We start from the raw sequence: 19,379 nt of genomic DNA, 5'->3' as shown, positions 1-19,379 counted from the left end.
CTCGAACCTTTGGTGATGCGCAGGGTGCACGCCGATCATTCGACCACCGGCGTTTGCGCGGTTCTGGTAAGTTGTTAGCAAACGAAGAGGTCCCACCGGCGGGCCAGCGCGGGTCGGCGATCTACCGCATCCGGTTCGTGGTCCGCAACAGGATATCGGGGCCTCTTCGGCACCATCAATCGTTTTCGTCGATACTCGCTCTCGGCAGCAGCAGCGCGAGCGCTCCGAACAGCAGCGTCGACCCGAGCAGGAACAGGTGCAGGTTCACCGCACCGCTCAACGCCAGCCGCGGATCCACGCCAAGGGGTACCAAGGCGGCCACGGCGGCGAATTCATAACTGCCACTGCCAGCGATGCCATGGAGCGGCAATACGCTCGAGAGTTCCGCCCCCATCACGCCGGCCAGCACGCGCCAGAAGTCGACCGCCATGAAATGCTGGAGCACGCCGGCGAAGGCAGCGAACTTCAGCGACCAGCTCGCGGCGGTCCACAGATAGACGCGCACAACCACGCCGAGATCGCGCGGCGCGGCCTCGGCCACCCGCGCCAGCGCACGGCCCGGTCGCGAACGCGGCGACCAGCGCGCGCCGCCACGGCCCACCCAGGCGAGTGCCACCAGCATGGCTAGCCAGCACCCGGCAAGTCCCCACCAGATCCAGGATGGATGACGCAGCGACAGGATCCACAGCCCGATCAACCCCAGAAAGTGCAGGTCGAGCACGCGGATCCACACCAGCGAGAAGGCGGCCCCGAGGAAATCGTGACCGAAATAGCGCCGCATCAGCCAGGGAAAGACCAGCTCACCGGCGCGCATCGGCAACAGATTGTTCGCGACATTGTGCAGCACGCTCAGGCGCAGCACCAACACGAAACGCTCTTCGAGGCGCCTGACATAATACTCGTAGACGCGTACTGCGCGCAGCACATAGCTCAATGCCAGCAGCGAGACCAGCCAGATCAGGGTCAGCGGCGGGAAGCTCGACCAGGGCGCGAGCAGGGTCGACCAGCCCACCGCCAGCTCGACCGTGACCAGCAGCGCGACCAGCAACAGCACGCCGATCAGCCAGTCGCGCGGCCGCCCGAGGCGTAACGACAGCGCGCGATTCATCGACGCTTGCGCTTGCGTCTGCGCTTCGGAGGATAGATCGGCGCCTCGCCCGGAGGGCGGGTCTTGAAGCGTCGGTGCACCCAAAAGTACTGCTCCGGCATCGCCCGCACCTCGGTCTCGATCGCCCGATTCATGTGCGCGGCATCGGCCTCGCGGTCGCCCGTCGGAAAATCCTCCAGCGGCGGCGCGAAACGCAGCTCAAGCCCCCGCCCCCAGGGCAGATAGCGCGCGAAGGTCGGAATCACCAGGGCATCGGACATCGCCGCGAAACGCCCGAGCATGGGCACGGTCGAGGCGCTCACCCCGCAGAAGGGTACGAACACCCCGTTGCGTCCGCCGTCCTGATCGGGCAGATAGAAGAAGGGGATACCCTCGCGCAACGCGCGGATCAGGCCGCGCAGGTCGTCGTGACGCTCGATCGAGCGGCTGCCGTACTGACGCCGGGCACGACGCACCTGCCAGTCGACGACCGGGTTGCGGATCTTCTGGTACATGTAGACGCCGGGATGGACCAGCGCGGTGAAGGCCGCGCCGCCGAGTTCCAGCCCGACGAAGTGCGGCACCAGCACGATCGTCGCGCCCCCCTCGGCCACCGCATCATCGATCCGCTCGCGCCCCTCGATGCGCACCAGCCGCTGCAGCCGCGCGCGCGAGATGCCCCAGCCGACGCCCTGACTGAGTGCGGCCACGCCGAGCCAGCCGAAGTGGGCGCGCAGCACCCGCTCACGCTCGGCCGGGGTGCGATCGGCGAGACAGATGGCGAGATTACGGCGGGCCACCTCGCGCCGTTCGCGCGCGAGCAGGTAACCGAGCCGACCGGCCAGCGAGCCGAGTGCCCAGAGCACGGGGAAGGGAAGACGCCCGAGGGCGTGGATCAGCCCCAGCAGCAACCAGCTGGGCCAGTGTTTCGGGTGCGCAAGCATCAGTTCTCGAACTTGAAGAAGATATCCGCACCCTGGCTCTCACCGGTCTCGGTCTGCAGCTCGATGCGACGCGAGAGATCGTACCGCAATCTGACCTTGTTCGGCTCGTCGCCGAGACCGCTCTCGTATTCCATGTAGACCTTGGGCGCGACATAGGTCCCGACCGCGAGGCCGGTGTCGTTGATCCGGTCATTGTCCTGCGGCACGATGCCGGTGACCAGATACTTGATGATCTCCGACTGGCTCATCTCCGGGTCGGTGTCGGAGAAAAAGGCCAGTCGCGGGTCGCGCAGGGTACCGAGCACACGCACTCCGGCCGAAGTGTCACCGCCCTCGCGCTGCGCCTGGAGCAACAGCCCGGGGTTGTCGATCAGGCTCTTGGCATAGATCAGCCGCCCCTGCTCGATGGTCAGCGGCACCCCCAGCTCGGCGCCGAATCCGAAGCCGGCAGAGAAGCGGTACTGACCGTCGATGATCTGCAGCTGGCCGTCGCCGAGCATGTCGCGCCCGGGACGCTGGCTCACCCCGAGCGCGCCGGCGAGCCGGCCATTGACGCCGAAGGCATCGATCGTCACCTCGTCACCGAGCACCAGCCGCAGATCGATGTCGAGCGGATAGGGCGGACTGGTCTCGCTGCCGGCGAGCACCACGTCGCTCGACGGCGAGACCGTGCCTGCGGGCAGGGCGCGGGTGCGGATACGCGCCTCCGGCACGCGGATCTCACCGCGCAGCCGCGCCCCACTCGTACCCGCCTCGAGGCGCAGCTCGGGCGAGACCAGGGCGAAGTACTCGACGGTATCGGCCACCGTCAGTCGCTCGCCGGCGAGACTCACCCAGCCATCCAGGGCGCCGAGATCGGCGCCACCCTCGATCTCGAGCAACCCCTCGCCGAGCCGGGCCGAGCCATCGAGCGTCAGCCGCTCGCGCGAGCGCGCCTCCAGCGTCAGGCCCAGGTCATCGACCTCGAGTCCGATCAGCGGCACCTCGAAGCCGACCCCGGCCAGCCGCGCCGCGCCCGTCACCCCGGGCGCGCCCAGGGTACCGGCGAGCGCGAGACGCCCGCGCAGGGTGCCACGCATCGAGGCGATATCCGGCAACAGGTCGGGAACACGCGAGAAGTCGTCGAGATCGACGCGCAACTCGCCGCGCAAGGGCTGATCCGACCGAGCCGGGGCGTCGAGCCGCCAGTCCGGCAGACGCACCTCGCCGGCGAGGGCGCCGAGCCCGCGCAACGGCAGCTCGAGCCGTGCGACGAGCGCAGCCGGACCGGCCTCGAGACGCAGCGCGCTGCCCGAGAACTCGACCAGCGCCTCCTCCCCCCGGGTCATCAGGGTACGCAGCCGCCCGTCCTCGACCCGGGCCACCAGCCCGCCGTCGAGCACCGTCGACTCGGCGCGCAGCCGGCCGTCGACGGCGAGCGTCCCGGCGAGATCGAGCGTGTCGTCGAGCGCCTGCTCGACCAGCCCGAGATCGAGCCTCAGTCCGTCGATCCCAGCCTCCCAGCCGGTCTCATGGAGCGCCGCGTCAAGACAGCCGCCCGAGCCGCCGCGCTCGCGCAGACACAGCGGCCCCACCCCACCCTCGGGCAGGGCCAGGCGCAGCGGCGCCGGACGCGTCAGCGACCAGTCGCCGAGTGCCTCGCCGGCCACCCGCAGCGCCGCCAGACGCCCATCGTAGCGACCCTCGGCATCGAGTCCACCGGCAAGGCCGAGACGGGCCTCGAGCAGCTCACCGGCGAGTTCGGCATCGAGCCGGTGCGCGGCGGTGGTCCCGCTCCCGGCGAGCGTCAGCCGCGACCAGGCACCGCCGAGGCTGAGATCACGGGCATCGAGCCGGATCTCCAGCGGCGCGGCGGGGTCGAGCCCGAGCGCGCCGTCGAGTTCGAGCCGCGCCACCCCCTGCCCCGCCACCAGCACATCACGCGCCAGCGCACGCAGCTTGAGGCGCGGGTCGGCGACGCTGCCGCCGAGCCGAGCGGAGACGCGCAGCTGGCCGCGCGCCTCCGGCAGCAGGCTGCCGAGATCGGGCGAGTCGAAGCCGAGATCGAGCGCCAGTTGGTCGCGCGCCAGGCTGCCGACGAGGCTGACGCGGGTCGGCCCGGAGTCGAGCCGCAACCCGTCGATCTGCAGCACCTCGCCGGCGAGCGCGAGCCGGCCGGCAAGCGCCACCGGATAACCGCGCAGGGTGCCGGCGATCCGCTCGAGCCGGGCATCGAGGCGCAGCCCGTCCGCACCCAGCCCGCCGTCGAGATCGATGGCGCCATCGAGCCGACCGCGCCAGGCCGGGTCGAGCACCCCGGGGTCGATCCCGGCGATCCGTACCGCGCCCTGCCATGCCGTCTCGGGCGCGAGCATCACCTCGGCCTCGCCACTGACCCGGCCATCGAGCCCGTCGAGGGTGAGCTGCTCGAGCGCGATCCGCTCGGCACTGCCGGCACCCTCGGCGTGCAGCGCCAGTACCGGCAGACCCGGCCCCCGGGTGCTCGCCTCCAGCCGGTAGTCGAAGGCGGCGAGGTCGCCGGTGCTGGCCAGCGACAGCGCGACCCGATCGTCGAGCCCGTCGATCCATTGCCCCGGGTCCAGCCCCTCGCCGTCGAGCGCCAGACGCCAGCGCAACCCCGGCGCCCAGGCCAGCTCGCCCTCGCCGCTGATCGTCCCGTCGAGCGTCTCCAGACGCAGACTGTCGAGCGCGACCTGGCTCGAACTCCCCTGCCCCGACGCCCGCAGCTCAAGCGCGGGGAAGGACTCCCCCTCGATCGCCGCGGCGAGGCGGTAGGCGAAGTCCTCCAGGGTGCCGTCGAGACGCAGCGAGCCCTCGGGGGCGCGCACCAGCGCCGCGCCGCTCAGCGGCCAGCGCAGTCGCGACCAGTCGGCCTCGAGCTGCAGCGCCGGCGGCACCGGGTCGAGCACCACCCGACCGCTGGCGGCAAGCCGCGCCCCGGAGACCTGCTCGGTGATCTCGAGCGCGCGCAGCTCCAGCGCCGGGGCCTGCCAGTCAGCGTCGAGCCGCAGCGCCAGGTGACCGAAGTCGGGCAGCCCCGGAGCGCGGGCGTCGAGCTGGCCATCGAGGGTGGCGCGGTCGAGATCGCCGGCGCTGCGCAGGCTGGCGCTGAGTTCGACCGCCGGCGCGTCGGGCTGGATGTCGGCCAGACGCACCCCGGCCAGCTCCAGCGTCGCCGACCAGCGCGGCGCCTCCAGCAAGTGCTCGAGGTCGGCCTCGAGCACCGCCTCGACCGTGCCGCTCAGACGCTGCTCGAGGGCGAGCCGGGCGAGATCGCCCCGCGCGAAGCCCTCGCCCCGGAGCACGATCGCGGGGTCCAGCCCGAGGCGCCAGTCGAGGGCAAGATCGAGCGGATAGTCACCACTCAGGGTCGCCCCACCGGCGGCGGTGAGCGCGGCGCGCGGCTCGCTCAGCTCGACCTCCAGCACCTCCAGCGTCAGCGCCCCCCGGGTGAGCGCAGCGCCCAGCTCGGCGCGCTCGAGCACCAGCCAGGGGGCCGTCTCCGGGGCGCGGAGCCGCATCCGCTCGAGGGTCAGCGAGTCGACCTCGACGGCCAGCGGCAGGCTCAGATCGGGCAGGGTCAGCGGTGCCGGGTCGGGCTCCTCGGGGCTCGGCGCGAGCGCGAGGTCGACCCCGGCGACGGTCAGTGCGCGCACCCGCAGCCGACCGCGCAACAGCGCGCCGGGCGACCAGTCGAGCCGGGCGTGCTCGACGTCGAGACTGATACCGTCGAGGCGCAGTGCCAGCCCGGTGAGGTCGAGCGGGCCGAGCACCCGCCCCGCGGCGCGCTCGACCTGCACCACCCCGGGGGCGAGACGCTCGCCCAGCGCGAGCAGGCCGTGCAGCCCGCGCTGGGTGCCGAGCAGCCAGCCGAGCAGCAACACCAGGACGAGCAGCAAGGTGAGCAGCGCGAGCAGCAGCCGGCGCGGCCAGCGGCGGCGCGGCGCGGGGGGCGTCGACGGCTCGGCGGGCGGCGCGGCGCGGGCGGCGTCGTCGTTCATAGGTCGGGACCGATCACGATGTGCAGCCGCGCCGGGGGCCAACCGCCGTTGTCGTTGTCCTTGCTGAGCGCGAAGGCGAGATCGAGCCGGACCTGCCCGATCGGCGAGGCCCAGCGCACCCCGACCCCGGCGCTGTAGGCGATCTGCTGATCGTAGTCGGGATCGAAGGCGTTACCGAAGTCGGTGAACAGCGCCGCGCTCCAGGGGCCGCGGATCTCGCGCTCGAGTTCGAGGCTGCCGACGGCGAGATAGCGCCCGCCGACGGTCTGGTCGGTGACCGGGTCGGTCGGGCCCAGGGCATCGTAGTCCCAGCCCCGGATCGAGGCGTCACCGCCGGCATAGAAGCGGCGGCTCGCCGGCAGGTCGTCGACCGAGTCGGCGAGGGTGGCGCCGAGATCGGTGCGGGCGATCAGCCGATAGCGCTCGGCGAAGCGGCGCACCCACTTGAACTGGATCTGACCGCTCAGGTAGGAGTGCTCGGCGAGCACCCCGCCGAAGGTGCCGAGCAGGGTGTACTTGATGCGATAGCCGCGATTGGTGTTGACCGGGTCGTCGGAGACCGTCTTCGACCAGGAGATGTTGGGCACCAGCTCGCTGGTGCGTTGCGCCGGGGCATCGTTGAGCGCGATGTCCTCGTAGCGGAAGTCGAACCCGCCGGTGCGCCGCCAGCCGCCGCCGGTGAGGCGCGAGTGGGCGAGCTGCACGGTGTGGACCCAGCCCTTGCGACTGGCGGTGTCGTCATAGACCGATTGCGGCCTGATGGTGAGATAGTCGCGGGTCGGGTCCTGGATCGGGATGCGATAGTCGAGATTCCACTCCGAATGACGCGGCGAGAGGATCAGCTCGGTGCGGAACTTGTGGCCCCAGCGATTGAGATAGCGCCGCCGCCAATCCATGCTGAAGCGCGGCCCGCTGTCGGTGGCGAAGCCGACGCCGAGACGATACTTGTTGGCCTTGTTGCGGGTGGCGATGACCTCGATGGGGATACGCCCCTCATCGTCGCGCGCTTTCTTGTGCGGCACGATCTCGACCTCGCTGTAGTACTCGGTACCGAGCAGTCGGCTCTGCAGTTCGAGCAGCAGGTCGGGGTCGTAGACCGCCCCCGGCGTGAAGCGCAGATAGCGCCGCAGCAATTCGTCGTCGAGCAGGTCCTGGTTGAAGGTCACCTCGCCGAGGTGGTACTGCGGACCGGTGTCGAGATGGAAGTGGACCACCGCGCTGTCGGCTTCGGGGTCGACCAGCACCTGGTGACGGAGCAGCTGGTAGTCGAGATAGCCATTGGCCGAGGCGGCATAGCGCAGCTCCGACTTGGCGCGCTCGTAGTCAGCGTGCAGCAACACCGCGCCGCGCTGCATCGGGAAGCGCTCGGGGAAGGCCGGGTCGTCCTCGCCGGGACCGCGCACCTGGTAGTCGACCGCACCGATGCGCACCGGCTCGCCGGGGCGTACCCGATAACGCGCCAACCAGGGACCATCGGGCGGAGTGGACTGTTCGAGGGTGGCGTCGACCGCCACCCGATACAGACCGAAGGGGGCCAGGGCATCGCGGATCTGCTGCGGAGCGAGACGGTGCAACGCGCGCATCCGGGGCAGATCGAGTCCGGCGCCATCGCGCTCCTGGTAGATGTCGAGCAACGCCAGGACGTTGTCGCGCTCCTTGCCCTCGAGTCCGTCGACCTCGACCTTCAGTCCGAGCGCCATGGCCGGCGCCATCCACCCGAGCAGCAGCAGCGCCAGCCAGTGACGGCCCGCTCCCGCAAGGCTGAGGGAACGGACGCCGTTGGCGCGCCGCGCTGGCTGTGTCACGATCCGCTCCCCTCGCACGAGAATCCCATCCCTATTGATGATGCCGCCGGCGCGCTCGCGCAGCGGACAGCCGTCCCGCGATCGCGACCGATCATAGCAGAACCACACCGCCCGACTCAGCGTCGCAGCGCCTCGCGCAGCGCGCGCACCTCGACGCGCAACGCCTGCAGCTCGTGCTCGAGCTGGGCGTTGTCACGGTGCATCGAGCGCTCCAGCTCGTCGCGCGTTCCCTGGTGCTGGGCATCGTGCAGTGTCTGCATGGTGTCGACGATGATGCCGATGAACAGGTTGAGCATGGTGAAGGTGGCGATGAGGATGAAGGGGATGAAGAACAGCCAGGCCAGCGGATAGGCCGCCATCACCGGACGCACGATCCCCATCGACCAGCTCTCCAGGGTCATCACCTGGAACAGGGTGTACATGGAGGCGCCGAGCCCGCCGAACCACTCCGGGAAGCGCTCGCCGAACAGCCCGGTGGCCATCACCGCGAAGACGTAGAAGAGGATCAGCATCAGCAGCGCGATCGAGGAGATCCCGGGCAGCGCCTTGAGCAACGCCTCGACCACGAAGCGCAGTCGCGGCGCCATCGAGATCAGTCGCAGCACCCGCAGCACGCGCAGCGCGCGCAACACCGCCAGCGGTCCGCTGGCCGGGACCAGGGCGATGGCCACCACGGTGAAGTCGAACAAGTTCCAGCCACTGGCGAAGAAACGCGCCCCCCGCGCATAGAGCTTGAGCAGGATCTCGACCACGAACACCGCGAGCACCGCCTGATCGATCAGGTGCAGCGCGCCGCCGAAGTCGGCGACCAGCGCCGGCGAGGTCTGCAACCCCAGGGTCATGGCATTGAGGGCGATCAGACTGATGATCACGCGTTGGACGGGATCGGACTCGATCCAGGCACCGATCCGTTCACGACTCGACATACGACAGATTCTCCAGGTTCTCCATGACGAACGACGCCCCCGCCGGCACGAACTGGCGAGGGCGTATTGAAAGACGTGTTAGCGCAGGATGCGCGCCCCGGGCGGGCGCGCGGATGAGCGCACTCAGCAGGGCTCGGCCTGGTAGCCGGCAGCCTCCACGGCGGCGATCAGGGTGGCGGACTCGGCCGCGCCCTCCACCCGCGCGCGACCGGCCTCGAGGTCGATGCTCACCGACTCGACCCCGGCGACCGCGACCAGGGCCTCGCCGACGCGACGCTCGCAGTGCTGACAGCTCAGCCCGGTGATCTTCAGTTGCTGGCTCAAAGGTTGTTCTCCTGTGACGCGCGCTCGAGGCGCGCACTCGTCGTTGACCTCACCCTGCTGCCACAGCGGGCCGTCCGGGCGACTCATCGCCCTGCCAGGCGCGCGCCGCGCCGAGCAGCGCCACCCGCGGCTGCAGGATCACTCGCACCGGCATGCGCTGCATCAACCCGCGCATCCGCCCCTTGTCGAGAAAACCATCGAGGAAGGCGCTGGCACGCAGCGCCTCGAGGTTGCGCGGGGCGATGCCGCCGCCGAGATAGACCCCGCCGAGCGCCATCTGCTTGAGCGCCAGATCCCCGGCCTCGCGACCATAGAGACGGAAGAACAGCGCCATCGTCTCGACACAGCGGGCGTCGCCCGCGCGCGCGCCGGCGGCAACCGCGGCCGGCTCGAGTACGGGGTACGGTGACCGCTCGCCGGCGTGCTCGCAGCAGAAGGCGTGGAGGGCGCTGATACCCATCCCGGAGACCAGCCGCTCCCAGCTCACCCGGGCGTGACGGCGCCCGAGGAATTCGCGCAGCGCCCATTCACGGGCATCGGTCGCGGCGAACTCGGCGTGCCCGCCCTCAGTGGCGAAGGGATGATGGCGATGCCCGTCCCAGAACAGACCGGCCTCGCCGAGCCCGGTCCCGGCGGCGATCACGCAGCGGTTGCCGACGGCCCCGGGCTCACCCGGCTGGAGTTCGCAGACATCCTCGGGCGCCAGCGCCGCGACCCCCCAGGCCACCGCTTCGAGGTCGTTGAGCAACAGCACCCGCGAAAGGCCGCATGCATGCTCGAGGGCATCGGCATCGATCTGCCAGGTCAGGTTGGTAACTCGGCTGCGACGCCCCGACACCGGGCCGGCGATGGCGAAGGCCGCACCGGTGCAGGAGACCGCGTGCGCGGCCAGATAATGGCGCACGATCGACTCGAGCCCCGCATGCGCGGCACTCGGATAGCGTTCGGGATGGTGCAACACGAGACCACCGGCGACCGACTCGACCATGGCGAGCGCCGTCTTGGTGCCACCGATGTCCCCCACCAGGATGCGCATGGCGCAGACCTCCACAGGGTGCGGACGGCGACCAGGCGGGACCACCGTCGGTGCATGTGGCGGGGATGATAGCAGTCGTGCGGGCGACGGCGACAGCGCCCCGCCGGCGGGCGGGGCGCACGGGCTGACTCAGTCGTTGCTGGCCGTCGACTGGTTGGCGGCGGGGTAGCCGTAATAGGGTTGGCCGTAGACCGGCGCACCCCAGCCGTAGGGGACACCCCAGGCGCCATGGGGTACATGATAGGGATAAGCGCCGTAGCCATAGGGATGGTGATAGCCGTAATAAGGCGCGCCGCCATACCAGGGACCACCCCAGGGACCGCCCCAGCCGCCCGGGAACATCCCGAACGGACTCCAGCCCCAGAAGGCGTTGGCGGACATGGAACCGAGCGCGGAGACACCCGCGACGGCGGCTGCAAGCATCAGTCGTTTCATGCGCGTCATCGCTCAACTCCCACAGATGAATCAGGGATGAATCAGGGAAACACCACCATGCCCCATCCCTGGAGCATGCGGCACGGCCACGACGAGACGTCGCAACCTGTGTATGCGATCCAGCCACCATCCCTGGCCAAGGACCGGAGAGCGGAGCCTGGCTTCGTCCCTCGGGGCTAGCCTAGGCCGCGCCCGAGACGGCGGCGTTGACGTCAATCAATATCTGCTAATGTTCCACTGAACGTGGATCAGCGGCCATAGGTCTCGAGGATATCGCTCGCCGACACCGGCCGCCCGTAGAGAAATCCCTGCCCGGCCTGACACCCCTCGCGCGCCAGGAAGAGCACCTGGTCGTCACACTCGATCCCCTCGGCGAGCACCTCCAGGCCCAAGGTCTTGCCGAGACCGATGATGGAGCGCACCGTGGTCTCGTCAGCCGAATCGTGACCGATGTCGCCAACGAAGGAGCGATCGATCTTGAGCTGGTCGATCGGCAGTCGATGGATGCGCCCGAGCGAGGAGTAGCCGGTACCGAAGTCATCGACCGCGATGCCGACGCCGAGCGCACGCAGCCCGTGCAGATGCGCCAGCGCGCGCTCGGCCTGACGCATCAGCATCGCTTCGGTGACCTCCAGCTGCAACGCCCCGGGCGACAACTGATAGCGCTGCAGCACTCTCTCGACACGCTCGACGAAGTGCTCCTGCTCGAGCTGCTGCAACACCAGGTTGACGGCCATACGCGGCACCTCCAGCCCGCTGTTGCGCCAGGCGGCGAGCTGGGCGCAGGCCGTCTCCAGCACCCAGTCGCCGACCTCGCCGAGCACGCCGATCTCCTCGGCCAGGGCGATGAAGCGCGCCGGCGGCAACAGACCCTGACGGGAGTGGTGCCAGCGCAGCAGCGCCTCCACCCCGAGCAGGCGACCGCTGCCGAGGTCGATCTGAGGCTGGAAATAGAGCACGAACTCGTGCCGGCGCAAGGCGCCGCGCAGCGCGTGGACCAGCTCGAGCTGCGCGACCACGCCACCGGCCATATCAACATGGAAGAACTGGAAGTCGTTGCGCCCGCGCGACTTGGCCTCGTACATGGCGATGTCGGCGTGTCTGAGCAGGGTGTCCGGGTCGGTGCCATCGGCCGGATAGAGACTGATGCCGATGCTGGCGCTGACCTGGAGGCGATCCTTGCCGACCTGGAAGGGCGGCCCGAAGACCTGCAGCAACCGATTGGCCACCCGTCCGGCGCGCCGTGCGCAATCGGCGTCCTCGAGCAGTACCACGAACTCGTCGCCGCCGACCCGCGCCAGGGTGTCGCTGTCGCGCAACTGCCCCTGCATCCGCTCGGCCGCCTCGCGCAGCAGCTCGTCGCCGGCGCCATGGCCATAGCGGTCGTTGATGACCTTGAAACGGTCGAGATCGACGAACAGTACCGCCATCACCCCGTGATGGCGGTGGGCGCGACTCACCCCCTGGGCGAGCCGATCGTTGAGCAGGGTGCGATTGGGCAGATGGGTGAGGGTATCGTGATGGGCGAGGAACTCGAGCTTCTCCTCGGAGCGGCGCAGCGCCTCCTGCTGGCGTAGCAACTTGCTCAGATCGAGCACCGCGCAGACGAATTGCGCCGGCTCGTCGGCATCTCCGGCCAGTCGCGCCATGTGCAGCTCGCCACCGAAGACATCACCGCCATCGGCGAGGAAGTGCACGCCCTCGACCACCTCACCGCCGCTCTGCTTCGCCCGGTTCAGTACCATAGCGAGCCGTTCACGATCGAGCGGGATCACCAATCGCTGCAGGAAGTGATGACGCAGATGCCGGTTGCCCAACCCGAACAGCTGCTCGGCGAGCGCATTGGCATCGAGCACCAGACCGCTGCCGTCGACCACCAGCTGCGCCAGCGGCATCACCGAGAACAGCGTGTTGTAGCGCTGCGCCATGCGCTCGGAGGCGATCTGCGCCTCGCACAGCTCGGCGTTCTGCACCTCGAGTTCCGCCTGATAGATGCGCAGCTCCTCGGTCAGCGTGGTCAGATCGATCTCACCCTGCCCGAGCAGCCGGCCGAGCCGGTCGAAATCGCCGCGCTCCAATGCCCGTCTGGCCTGTGCGTAGAGGTCTTGTCCCGTCTCGTCCTGAGCGGGCACCTTCGGATCCTCGAAACCTGTCATTCTGGGGGACTCCTGCGTCCGTCGAGGAGGGTCCGATCGTCGCACACTCGGCCGATGACAGCGGCGTCTCCCTTGGATCACACGGAGAACTGCCACATCCTGAGTGAGGGTGTGCGTTGAGCGTCGCCGGAACCGGCGCCAATGACGCGCTGCCGCCAGGGTGGCAGCAGACACGATCAGGTGTGCGCCAGATCGAACCGAGCGATCGTCTCAGACAATCAGATCAATTTTTATTATCCATTTCACGCATCGGCTATCAGGACGTAATCTTAGCACCGTCGACACGCCATCCCCCTCGGAGGCGCGACGATCGCTCAAGAACTTTTGACCCAAATCCCACAGCGACAACCATGGAGAATCGACACATGCTGCAAGATCGCACCGGAAGCCGCGTTCCTCAGGTCACCTTCCACACCCGTAGCGGACACGAGTGGGTCGACCTGACCACCGACGAGATCTTCGTCGGCAAGACAGTGGTGGTGTTCTCGCTGCCGGGTGCCTTCACCCCCACCTGCTCCTCCTCGCACGTGCCGCGCTACAACCAGCTGGTACCGATGTTCAAGGAGCACGGGGTCGATACCGTGGTCTGCGTCTCGGTCAACGACACCTTCGTGATGAACGAGTGGCAGAAGAGCCAGGACGCCGATGACCTGCTGTTCATCCCTGACGGCAACGGCGAGTTCACCGAGGGCATGGGGATGCTGGTCGAGAAGGACGATCTCGGCTTCGGCAAGCGCTCCTGGCGCTACTCGATGCTGGTGCGCGACGGCGTGGTGGAGAAAATGTTCATCGAGCCAGAGGTCGAGGGCGACCCCTACGAGGTCTCCGACGCCGACACCATGCTCGCCCACCTCGCCCCGAACGCGCCCAAGCCGCTCGACGTGAGCGTGTTCACCCGCGACGGCTGCCCGTTCTGCGTCAAGGCCAAGGAGGCGCTGCGCAACGCCGGTATCGACTTCGAGGAGCTGGTGCTCAACGAGGACTACACCGAGCAGACGCTGCGCGCCGTGGCCGACGCCCGCACCGTACCGCAGGTGTTCGTCAACGGTGAGCTGATCGGTGGCTCGGAGGCGGTCGAGGCCTGGATCAAGGAGCGCGCCAGCGCCTGATCCGGGAGTACGCCGGACGACAGCACCCGCCGACGCCGGCCGGCGTCGGCGAACTCGAGGGGGTCGGGCAACCCATGGGTTACCGACCCCTTTGCTATGGACAGGACCGGTCCCGGACCACCCGCTGCACCCCACCCGGGCCACGGGTATGATCCCCGGTCACAGCATTATCAGGAAGCACAATCATGACCCAGCATTTCGACCTGATCGCGATCGGCGGTGGCAGCGGTGGCCTGGCGGTGGCCGAGAAGGCCGCCGCCTTCGGCAAACGCGTCGCCCTGATCGAGTCCAAGGCACTCGGCGGCACCTGTGTCAACGTCGGCTGCGTACCCAAGAAGGTGATGTGGTACGCCGCGCACCTCGCCGAGGCGGTGCGCGACGCCCCCGGCTTCGGCGTCCAGGCCAGCGGCGGCGAACTCGACTGGCCCAGGCTGGTGGCCGGTCGCGACCGCTATATCGGCGCCATCAACAGCTTCTGGGACGGCTATGTCGAGCGCCTCGGCATCACCCGCATCAACGGCCACGCCCGCTTCGTCGACGCTCACACCATCGAGGTCGAGGGTCAGCGCCTCAGCGCCGATCACATCGCCATCGCCACCGGCGGTCGCCCGATCGTGCCGCGCCTGCCCGGCGCCGAGCTCGGCATCACCTCCGACGACTTCTTCGCCCTGCAGCAACAGCCCAGGCGCGTGGCCATCATTGGCGCCGGCTATATCGGCGTCGAGCTGGCCGGGCTGCTGCGCAGCTTCGGCAGCGAGGTCACCGTGGTGGCGCTCGAGGACCGGGTACTGTTCCAGTTCGACCCCCTGCTCAGCGCCACCCTGGCCGAGAACATGCACGCCCAGGGCATCGAGACCCATCTCGAATTCGCCGTCGCCGCGCTCGAGCGCGACGCCCGAGGCACCACCCTGGTGGCCCAGGACGGCACCCGGCTCGAGGGCTTCGATAGCGTGATCTGGGCCGTCGGACGCGCTCCCAACACCCGCGACCTCGGGCTCGAGACCACCGGCATCGAGGTCCAACCCAACGGCACGGTGCCCACCGACGCCTATCAGAACACCAATGTCCCCGGTGTCTACGCGCTCGGCGACATCACCGGGCGCGACCAGCTCACCCCGGTGGCGATCGCCGCCGGGCGCCGCCTCGCCGAGCGCCTGTTCGACGGCCAGAGCGAGCGCAAGCTCGACTACGACAACATCCCCACCGTGGTCTTCGCCCACCCGCCGCTGTCCAAGGTCGGGCTGAGCGAGCCGGAGGCGCGCGAGCGCCTCGGTGACGTGCTCACCGTCTACGAGACCAGCTTCACCCCGATGCGCTACGCGCTCAACGAGCACGGCGCCAAGACCGCGATGAAGCTGGTCTGTGCCGGCCCCGAGCAGCGCGTGGTCGGTGTCCACGTCATCGGCGACGGCGCCGACGAGATGCTCCAGGGCTTCGCCGTGGCGGTGAAGATGGGCGCGACCAAGGCCGACTTCGACAACACTGTGGCCATCCACCCCGGCAGCGCCGAGGAGCTGGTCACCCTCAAGGAGCCGGTGCGCCGTCCCGGCGACCCGCTCCCCGAGGGCGCGGCCTGAGCCTGCCCGCCCGCCGCCCGGCGGGCGAACCTCGCCGCGACCGCGCCGATGATGGAAAAAATCGGCCCGGTCGCGGACAATCCACGCTCGAGATCAACGACCCGGCCTCGCCTCCGCCGGCGTCCCCAGCCCGAGCCCGACCCGCGCCATGCCTGCACCGCTAGACCGTCGTCTGTCCATCGCCCCGATGTTGGACTGGACCGATCGCCACTGCCGTTATTTCCTCCGGCTGATCAGCCGTCACACCCTGCTCTACACCGAGATGGTGACCACCGGCGCACTGCTCCACGGCGACCGCGAGCGCTTCCTGCGCTTCGATCCGAGCGAGCATCCGGTGGCGCTGCAGCTCGGCGGCTCCGATCCCGCCGACATGGCCAGCTGCGCCCGACTCGGCGCCGAGTACGGCTACGACGAGATCAACATCAACGTCGGCTGTCCCTCCGACCGGGTGCAGAACGGGCGCTTCGGCGCCTGTCTGATGGCCGAACCGGGGGTGGTGGCCGATTGCGTGCGGGCGATGAAGGACGCGGTGGCGGTCCCGGTGACGGTCAAGAGCCGCATCGGCATCGACGATCGCGACAGCTATGGTGAGCTGGTCGACTTCGTCGGCGCCCAGGTCGAGGCCGGCTGCGACGCGCTGATCGTGCACGCGCGCAAGGCCTGGCTCTCCGGGCTGAGCCCGAAGGAGAACCGCGACATCCCGCCGCTGCGCTACGACGTGGTGCTGCAGCTCAAGCGCGACTTCCCCGCGCTCTCGATCAGCCTCAACGGCGGGGTGCAGGACCTCGACCAGGCCTGCGCCCTGCTCGAGACCCTCGATGGGGTGATGATCGGTCGTGAGGCCTACCACAACCCCTGGATCCTCGCCGCGGCCGACGCGCGCATCTTCGCCGACCCGACCCCACCGCCGACCCGACATCAGGTCATCGAGCGGATGCTGCCCTATATCCAGCGCGAACTCGACGCCGGGGTGCCGCTGACCGCGATCAGCCGTCACCTGCTCGGACTCTTCCAGGGCCGTCCCGGCGCCCGCGTCTGGCGCCGCTGGATCAGCGAGCACGCCCATCTCCCCGGCGCCGGCTGCGAGGTGCTGACCGAGGCGCTGCCACGGCGCATGCGACCCGCCGCCGACTGATCCGGCGCCGCAGCCATGGACTGGGTGAGCCTGTCGCTGCTCTGCGCCCTCGCCCTGGCCAGCGCCGATGCCGCCACCAAGGCCTGGCTCGGCACGCATTCGGCCGCCGAGCTGGCGCTGGTGCGCCTGACCCTGAGCGGCGCGCTGCTCGCCCCGCTGCTCGTTGACCTGCCGCCGTTCGGCAACCTCGACCCGGCCTTCTGGGGCTGGCTGGCGGCGCTGGTGCCGCTGGAGATCGCGGCGATGCTGCTCTACATGCGCGCCATCCGCGACCACCCGCTCTCGCTCACCCTGCCCTATCTCGCCTTCACCCCGGTGTTCGTGCTGCTGGTCGCCTGGCTGCTGCTCGGCGAGACGGTGAGCGCGCGCGGCGCACTCGGTGTGGTGCTGGTGGTGGCCGGGGCCTGGCTGCTCAACGTCGGCCATGCCCGGGCGCGCGACTGGCGCAGCTGGCTGCGCCCGCTCGGTGCCATCCTCGAACAGCGCGGCGCGCGGCTGATGCTCGCGGTGGCGGCGATCTACGCCCTCACCGCCACCCTCGGCAAGGGCGCGATGCAGTACCTGCCACCGGCGCAGTTCGGCGCCTTCTACTTCGCCCTGCTCGGGGTCGCGGCACTGCTGGTGCTGGCGCTGCCACGCCCGCGCCGGCTGCTCGCGCTGGCGCGCCACCCCTGGGCGGTGCTGGCGGTCGCCGCGCTGACCGCGGTGATGGTCTACACCCACTTCCTCGCCATCGCCGCGACCGAGGTCGCCTACATGATCGCGCTCAAGCGCACCAGCCTGCTCTTCGGCATGCTCTACGGCGCGCTCTGCTTCGGCGAGCGCGGGCTGCGCGCGCGCCTGCCCGCCGGCGTGCTGATGCTCGCCGGCGCGGCACTGGTGCTGCTGGGATGAGCCGGGCTCAGGCGGGTGGTTCGGCGAGGTCGCAGGACTGGGTCTGTCCGGCGAACACGCTCTCGAGCTGGTCGACCACCTGCTCGATGGCGGGGTCGGCGCTGGTGTCGACGCGCACCAGGCGGTTGCACTCCTCGCCCTGCGGCGGTTCACAGCGCGCATGCTGGCGCTCGAGCACCGCGAGCGTCGCCTCGGAGGCATCGTTGCCGGCGGCCAGGCGCCGGGTGACGCGCTCGCGCAGCACTGCCAGCGGCGCCTCCAGCGCGAGGATGGCGAACCCGGCGTGATGACGCCGTGCCAACGCGGCGAAGCCGACGCGACGCTGGTGCGCGGTGAAGGTGGCATCGACCAGCACGTCGTGACCACTGGCGAGGATGGTCTCGGCCAGGTGCAGCAGCCGCTCGTAGGTCCAGTCGGTGGCCGAGGGGAAATAGATCCCGCCGTCGACCCCGGTGTTGGTGCGTGCCTGCGCCGCGAGCCCGAACAGCCGCTTGCGCTCGACGTCCGAGCGCAAGTGGACGAAGGGCAGCCGCTCGCAGAGCGCGCTGGCCATGTGGCTCTTGCCCGAGCCCGACAGCCCGCAGGCGATCAGCAGCCGTGGCCGTCTCGCCCGGGTGTAGCCCTCGGCCAGCGCCAGATAGCGCGCGCACGCATCCCAGGCTGCGGCGCGCTCGGGCGCCGCCAGCCCCGTCTGATCGGCACGGATCGCACTGACCTTGGCGCGCACCATCGCCCGGTAGCACTGATAGAGACGCAGCAGCACCAGCAGCCCGTAGTCGCCGCCGCGCTCCAGATAACCATTGAGCAGACGCTGCGCCAACCCCGGCGCGCCGGCGGCCTCCAGATCCATAACCAGGAAGGCGAGTTCGCTGGCGGTATCGATCCAGCGCAGCTCGGGAGCGAAGTCGATACCGTCGAAGATCTGCGGCTCGCCGTCGATCAGGGCGATGTTGCCGCGGTGCATGTCGCCGTGACACTCGCGGATCCAGCCCTCGGCGCGACGCTGCTCGAGCAGCGGACGCAGCGCCCGCCAGCGTGCCCGGGTCCAGTCCTCGATGCGTTGCAGCCGCGTCAGCAGCGCCGGCGCCTCGACCCGCGCGCGGACCTGCTCGACGTTCTCGATCATCGGCGCGAGCACCATCTCGGGCGTGCCCCAGGGGGTATCGGGCGCGGCGACCGGGATGGCGGCGTGGAAATCGGCGACGCGCTCGGCGAGCCGGTCGATCAGTGGACCGTCGAGGGGCTGGTGCGCGAGCAACGCCGACTGTGCGAAGCGGCGCATCCGCACCGCGTACTCCAACACCGCGCCGTCGGCGCCGATGCGCGGGTGCGCGGCGCTGCCGCCGATCGCCACCACGTCGAGATAGATCGTCGGCGCGAGTCGGCTGTTGAGGCGAATCTCCTCCTCACAGCAGTGACGACGCAACGCCAGGGTGGAGCAGTCGAGAAAGCCAAGATCAAGCGGTTTCTTGAGCTTGTAGGCGAAGTCGCCGGCGAGCAGCACGTGGGAGATATGGGTCTCGATGTGCTCGACCCGATCGACCGGATGGGGATAGGCCTCGGGGCGCCGCAGCGCCGCGATCAGCCGGGGAAACTCAGCAGCGTCCATGACAGGTCCTCCTCGGAAAACCGACCCGCGCGCTCGGCATCGGCCTTGAATCCAGTATAAGCATTGGTTAATACTCCGCCGCTTACCCCCTCGCAACCGAAACGGAAGCCCTCATGTCCATCGAACGTATCGTCTTCGCCGTCGCCGGCGCCTTCGTGCTGCTCTCGACCATCCTCGCGGTCACCGTCAACATCAACTTCCTGTGGTTCACCGGCTTCGTCGGCGCCAACCTGCTGCAATCGGCCTTCACCGGCTTCTGCCCGCTGGCCGTCATCCTCAAGAAGCTGGGCAAGACCCCCGGTCCGGCCTTCTGAGCACACGCCGGGCGGCGCATTGCCGCC

15 protein-coding genes are annotated in these 19,379 nt (G+C 69.5%); 5 read left to right on the top strand and 10 right to left on the bottom strand.

The window, feature by feature from the left end:
* Positions 1-175: 175 nt before the first annotated feature.
* The 9 genes from MARPU_RS02435 to MARPU_RS02395 all read right to left on the bottom strand — a co-directional run bounded on the left by MARPU_RS02435 (position 176) and on the right by MARPU_RS02395 (position 12,714).
* A complete protein-coding gene (locus MARPU_RS02435; protein WP_005222527.1) occupies positions 176-1,108 on the bottom strand; it encodes a lysylphosphatidylglycerol synthase transmembrane domain-containing protein in 933 nt (310 codons plus the stop codon).
* The gene (locus MARPU_RS02430; RefSeq protein WP_005222526.1) at positions 1,105-2,031 is read right to left on the bottom strand and encodes a lysophospholipid acyltransferase family protein; all 927 of its coding nucleotides are present in this window, start codon (positions 2,029-2,031) and stop codon (positions 1,105-1,107) included. The genes MARPU_RS02435 and MARPU_RS02430 overlap by 4 nt, the downstream gene beginning before the upstream one ends.
* A complete protein-coding gene (locus MARPU_RS02425) occupies positions 2,031-6,032 on the bottom strand; it encodes a translocation/assembly module TamB domain-containing protein (protein WP_005222525.1) in 4,002 nt (1,333 codons plus the stop codon). The genes MARPU_RS02430 and MARPU_RS02425 overlap by 1 nt, the downstream gene beginning before the upstream one ends.
* On the bottom strand, positions 6,029-7,732 hold the full coding sequence (locus tag MARPU_RS02420; RefSeq protein WP_232229487.1) for an autotransporter assembly complex protein TamA: 1,704 nt from the start codon (positions 7,730-7,732) through the stop codon (positions 6,029-6,031). The genes MARPU_RS02425 and MARPU_RS02420 overlap by 4 nt, the downstream gene beginning before the upstream one ends.
* 221 nt (positions 7,733-7,953) lie before the next feature.
* On the bottom strand, positions 7,954-8,763 hold the full coding sequence (locus MARPU_RS02415; protein WP_005222523.1) for an ion transporter: 810 nt from the start codon (positions 8,761-8,763) through the stop codon (positions 7,954-7,956).
* A gap of 123 nt (positions 8,764-8,886) precedes the next feature.
* The gene (locus MARPU_RS02410) at positions 8,887-9,087 is read right to left on the bottom strand and encodes a heavy-metal-associated domain-containing protein (protein WP_005222517.1); all 201 of its coding nucleotides are present in this window, start codon (positions 9,085-9,087) and stop codon (positions 8,887-8,889) included.
* A gap of 49 nt (positions 9,088-9,136) precedes the next feature.
* Positions 9,137-10,123 carry a glucokinase gene (gene glk / locus MARPU_RS02405; RefSeq protein ID WP_005222515.1) on the bottom strand — a complete coding sequence of 329 codons (987 nt, stop codon included), beginning with the start codon at positions 10,121-10,123 and terminating at the stop codon, positions 9,137-9,139.
* A gap of 129 nt (positions 10,124-10,252) precedes the next feature.
* Positions 10,253-10,567, bottom strand: a complete 315-nt coding sequence (locus tag MARPU_RS02400; RefSeq protein WP_005222513.1) for a hypothetical protein — start codon at positions 10,565-10,567, stop codon at positions 10,253-10,255.
* A gap of 239 nt (positions 10,568-10,806) precedes the next feature.
* Complete coding sequence (locus tag MARPU_RS02395) at positions 10,807-12,714, bottom strand: putative bifunctional diguanylate cyclase/phosphodiesterase (RefSeq protein ID WP_005222512.1); 1,908 nt, start codon at positions 12,712-12,714, stop codon at positions 10,807-10,809.
* A gap of 365 nt (positions 12,715-13,079) precedes the next feature.
* Here MARPU_RS02395 and MARPU_RS02390 point away from each other — a divergent pair, with 365 nt between their 5' ends.
* The 4 genes from MARPU_RS02390 (at position 13,080) to MARPU_RS02375 (ending at position 17,429) form a co-directional block, all read left to right on the top strand.
* Positions 13,080-13,823, top strand: coding sequence for a glutathione peroxidase (locus tag MARPU_RS02390; protein ID WP_005222511.1), 744 nt, complete (start codon positions 13,080-13,082; stop codon positions 13,821-13,823).
* Between the two features lie 185 nt (positions 13,824-14,008).
* Complete coding sequence (gene gorA, locus MARPU_RS02385; protein WP_005222509.1) at positions 14,009-15,400, top strand: glutathione-disulfide reductase; 1,392 nt, start codon at positions 14,009-14,011, stop codon at positions 15,398-15,400.
* A 148-nt stretch (positions 15,401-15,548) separates the two neighbouring features.
* A complete protein-coding gene (gene dusA / locus MARPU_RS02380) occupies positions 15,549-16,535 on the top strand; it encodes a tRNA dihydrouridine(20/20a) synthase DusA (RefSeq protein WP_005222506.1) in 987 nt (328 codons plus the stop codon).
* 15 nt (positions 16,536-16,550) lie between these two features.
* Positions 16,551-17,429, top strand: coding sequence for a DMT family transporter (locus tag MARPU_RS02375; protein ID WP_005222505.1), 879 nt, complete (start codon positions 16,551-16,553; stop codon positions 17,427-17,429).
* A 7-nt stretch (positions 17,430-17,436) separates the two neighbouring features.
* Here MARPU_RS02375 and MARPU_RS02370 read toward each other — a convergent pair whose 3' ends face one another.
* A complete protein-coding gene (locus MARPU_RS02370) occupies positions 17,437-19,038 on the bottom strand; it encodes a bifunctional aminoglycoside phosphotransferase/ATP-binding protein (protein WP_005222504.1) in 1,602 nt (533 codons plus the stop codon).
* A gap of 113 nt (positions 19,039-19,151) precedes the next feature.
* Between MARPU_RS02370 and MARPU_RS02365 the strand changes: the two genes are divergently transcribed.
* Complete coding sequence (locus tag MARPU_RS02365) at positions 19,152-19,352, top strand: YgaP family membrane protein (protein WP_005222503.1); 201 nt, start codon at positions 19,152-19,154, stop codon at positions 19,350-19,352.
* Positions 19,353-19,379: the final 27 nt, after the last annotated feature.

This window comes from Marichromatium purpuratum 984 (genome assembly GCF_000224005.2).
Classification (GTDB): domain Bacteria; phylum Pseudomonadota; class Gammaproteobacteria; order Chromatiales; family Chromatiaceae; genus Marichromatium; species Marichromatium purpuratum.
This window is presented reverse-complemented; position numbering and strand designations above follow the sequence as displayed.